This is a genomic window from Pseudomonas sp. GW821-FHT07G10, assembly GCF_059418545.1.
Map to the genome: position 1 here is coordinate 1 of NZ_JBWKQB010000063.1, position 3,219 is coordinate 3,219.

General features: G+C 65.2%; 1 protein-coding gene. It reads left to right on the forward strand.

Translation table 11 applies throughout. The features are described 5' to 3' along the window. Nucleotides 1-3,219: Ig-like domain-containing protein (locus AC07O1_RS30300; RefSeq protein ID WP_495091184.1), on the forward strand; the 3,219-nt coding region annotated here is incomplete at both ends.

The following is a 3,219-nucleotide window of genomic DNA, read 5'->3' on the forward strand; positions in this document are numbered from 1 at the left end:
AGCACGGCGCGCCCGCCAGTAGCACTGTGGTGGTGACCATCACCGGCACCAACGACGCGCCGGTGGCGGTGGCCGATGTGGCCGCCGGCACGGAAAACCAGACTCTCGTGATTGACGTGCTGGCCAACGATACCGACGTCGACGACGGCCACGCGTTCACCTTGGTCAGCGCCAGCGCGCCGATTGGCCAGGGCAGCGCCAGCGTTGCGGGCAACCAGCTGCAGTTCAACCCGGGGAGCGATTTCGACCACCTGGCACAAGGCGTGGTCGAGCACGTGACCCTCAGCTACCAGATGCAGGATCAGTACGGGGCACTCTCGAGTTCCACGATGGACGTGACGATCACCGGCACCAATGACGCGCCGGTGGCGGTGGCCGATGTGGCCGCCGGCACGGAAAACCAGACCCTGACGATCGACGTGCTGGCCAACGATACCGACGTCGATGACGGCCACGCGTTTACCTTGGTCAGCGCCAGCGCGCCGATCGGCCAGGGCAGTGCCAGCGTCGCGGGCAACCAGCTGCAGTTCAACCCGGGGAGCGACTTCGACCATCTGGCACAAGGCGTGGTCGAGCACGTGACGCTCAACTACCAGATGCAGGACCAGTATGGGGCGCTCTCGAGTTCCACGGTGGACGTGACCATCACCGGCACCAACGACGCGCCGGTGGCGGTGGCCGATACGGCCGCCGGTACGGAAAACCAGACCCTGACGATCGACGTGCTGGCCAACGATACCGATGTCGATGACGGCCACGCGTTCACCTTGGTCAGCGCCAGCGCGCCGATCGGTCAGGGCAGTGCCAGCGTCGCGGGCAACCAGCTGGTGTTCAACCCGGGGAGCGACTTCGACCATCTGGCGCAAGGCGCCACGGCCAGCGTCACGCTCAGCTACAACATGACCGACGAGCACGGCGCGCCCGCCAGCAGCACCGTGGTGGTGACCATCACCGGCACCAACGATGCGCCGGTAGCGGTGGCCGATGCGGCCGCCGGCACGGAAAACCAGACCCTGACGATCGACGTGCTGGCCAACGACACCGATGTCGATGACGGCCACCTGTTCACGCTGAACTCGGTCAGTGCGCCGGCAAACAAGGGCACGGCCAGCGTGGTCGGCAACCAGCTGGTGTTCAACCCGGGGAGCGATTTCGACCACCTGGCACAAGGCGTGGTCGAGCACGTGACCCTCAACTACCAGATGCAGGATCAGTACGGGGCACTCTCGACCAGCAGCGTGGATGTGACGGTCACCGGCACCAACGATGCACCGGTGGCGGTGGCCGATACGGCTGCCGGCACGGAAAATCAGACTCTCGTGATTGACGTGCTGGCCAACGACACCGACGTCGACGATGGCCACCTGTTCACGCTGAACGCGGCGAGTGCGCCGGCAAACAAGGGTACGGCCAGCGTGGTCGGCAACCAACTGGTGTTCAACCCGGGGGCCGACTTCGACCACCTGGCACAAGGCGTGGTCGAGCACGTGACCCTCAGCTACCAGATGCAGGACCAGTACGGGGCACTCTCGACCAGCACGGTGGACGTGACCATCACCGGCACCAACGACGGCCCGGTAGCGGTGGCCGATGTAGCCACCGGCACGGAAAACCAGACCCTGACGATTGACGTGCTGGCCAATGACACCGATATCGATGATGGCCACCTGTTTACCTTGGTCAGCGCCAGCGCGCCGATCGGCCAGGGCAGCGCCAGCGTCGCGGGCAACCAGCTGGTGTTCAACCCGGGGGCCGATTTCGACCACCTGGCGCAAGGTGTGGTCGAGCACGTGACGCTCAACTACCAGATGCAGGATCAGTACGGGGCACTCTCGACCAGCAGTGTGGATGTGACCATCACCGGCACCAATGACGCGCCGGTGGCGGTGGCCGATACGGCTGCCGGCACGGAAAATCAGACTCTCGTGATTGACGTGCTGGCCAACGACACCGACGTCGACGATGGCCACGCGTTCACCTTGGTCAGCGCCAGCGCGCCGATTGGCCAGGGCAGCGCCAGCGTCGCGGGCAACCAGCTGCAGTTCAACCCGGGGAGCGATTTCGACCACCTGGCGCAAGGCGTGGTCGAGCACGTAACCCTCAGCTACCAGATGCAGGACCAGTACGGGGCGCTCTCGAGTTCCACGGTGGACGTGACGATCACCGGCACCAACGACGCACCGGTGGCGGTGGCCGATACGGCTGCCGGCACGGAAAACCAGATCCTCACCCTCGACGTGCTGGCCAACGATACCGACATCGATGACGGCCACCTGTTCACGCTGAACGCGGCGAGTGCGCCGGCGAACAAGGGTACGGCCAGCGTGGTCGGCAACCAGCTGGTGTGCAACCCGGGGAGCGACTTCGACCACCTGGCGCAGGGCGTGGTCGAACACGTAACGCTCAACTACCAGATGCAGGACCAGTACGGGGCGCTCTCGAGTTCCACGGTGGATGTGACGATCACCGGCACCAACGACGCGCCGGTGGCGGTGGCCGATGTGGCTGCCGGTACAGAGAACCAGACCCTGACGATCGACGTGCTGGCCAATGACACCGACGTCGATGACGGCCACTTGTTCACCTTGGTCAGCGCCAGCGCGCCGATTGGCCAAGGCAGTGCCAGCGTCGCGGGCAACCAGCTGCAGTTCAACCCGGGGAGCGATTTCGACCACCTGGCACAAGGCGTGGTCGAGCACGTGACGCTCAGCTACCAGATGCAGGATCAGTACGGGGCACTCTCGAGTTCCACGATGGACGTGACGATCACCGGCACCAATGACGCGCCGGTGGCGGTGGCCGATGTGGCCGCCGGCACGGAAAACCAGATCCTCACCCTCGACGTGCTGGCCAACGACACCGATGTCGATGACGGCCACGCGTTCACCTTGGTCAGCGCCAGCGCGCCGATTGGCCAGGGCAGTGCCAGCGTTGCGGGCAACCAGCTGCAGTTCAACCCGGGGGCTGATTTCGACCACCTGGCGCAAGGCGTGGTCGAGCACGTGACGCTCAGCTACCAGATGCAGGACCAGTACGGGGCACTCTCGACCAGCACGGTGGACGTGACCATCACCGGCACCAATGATGCGCCGGTAGCGGTGGCCGATACGGCCGCCGGTACGGAAAACCAGACTCTCATGATCGACGTGCTGGCCAACGACACCGATGTCGATGACGGCCACGCGTTCACCTTGGTCAGCGCCAGCGCGCCGATTGGCC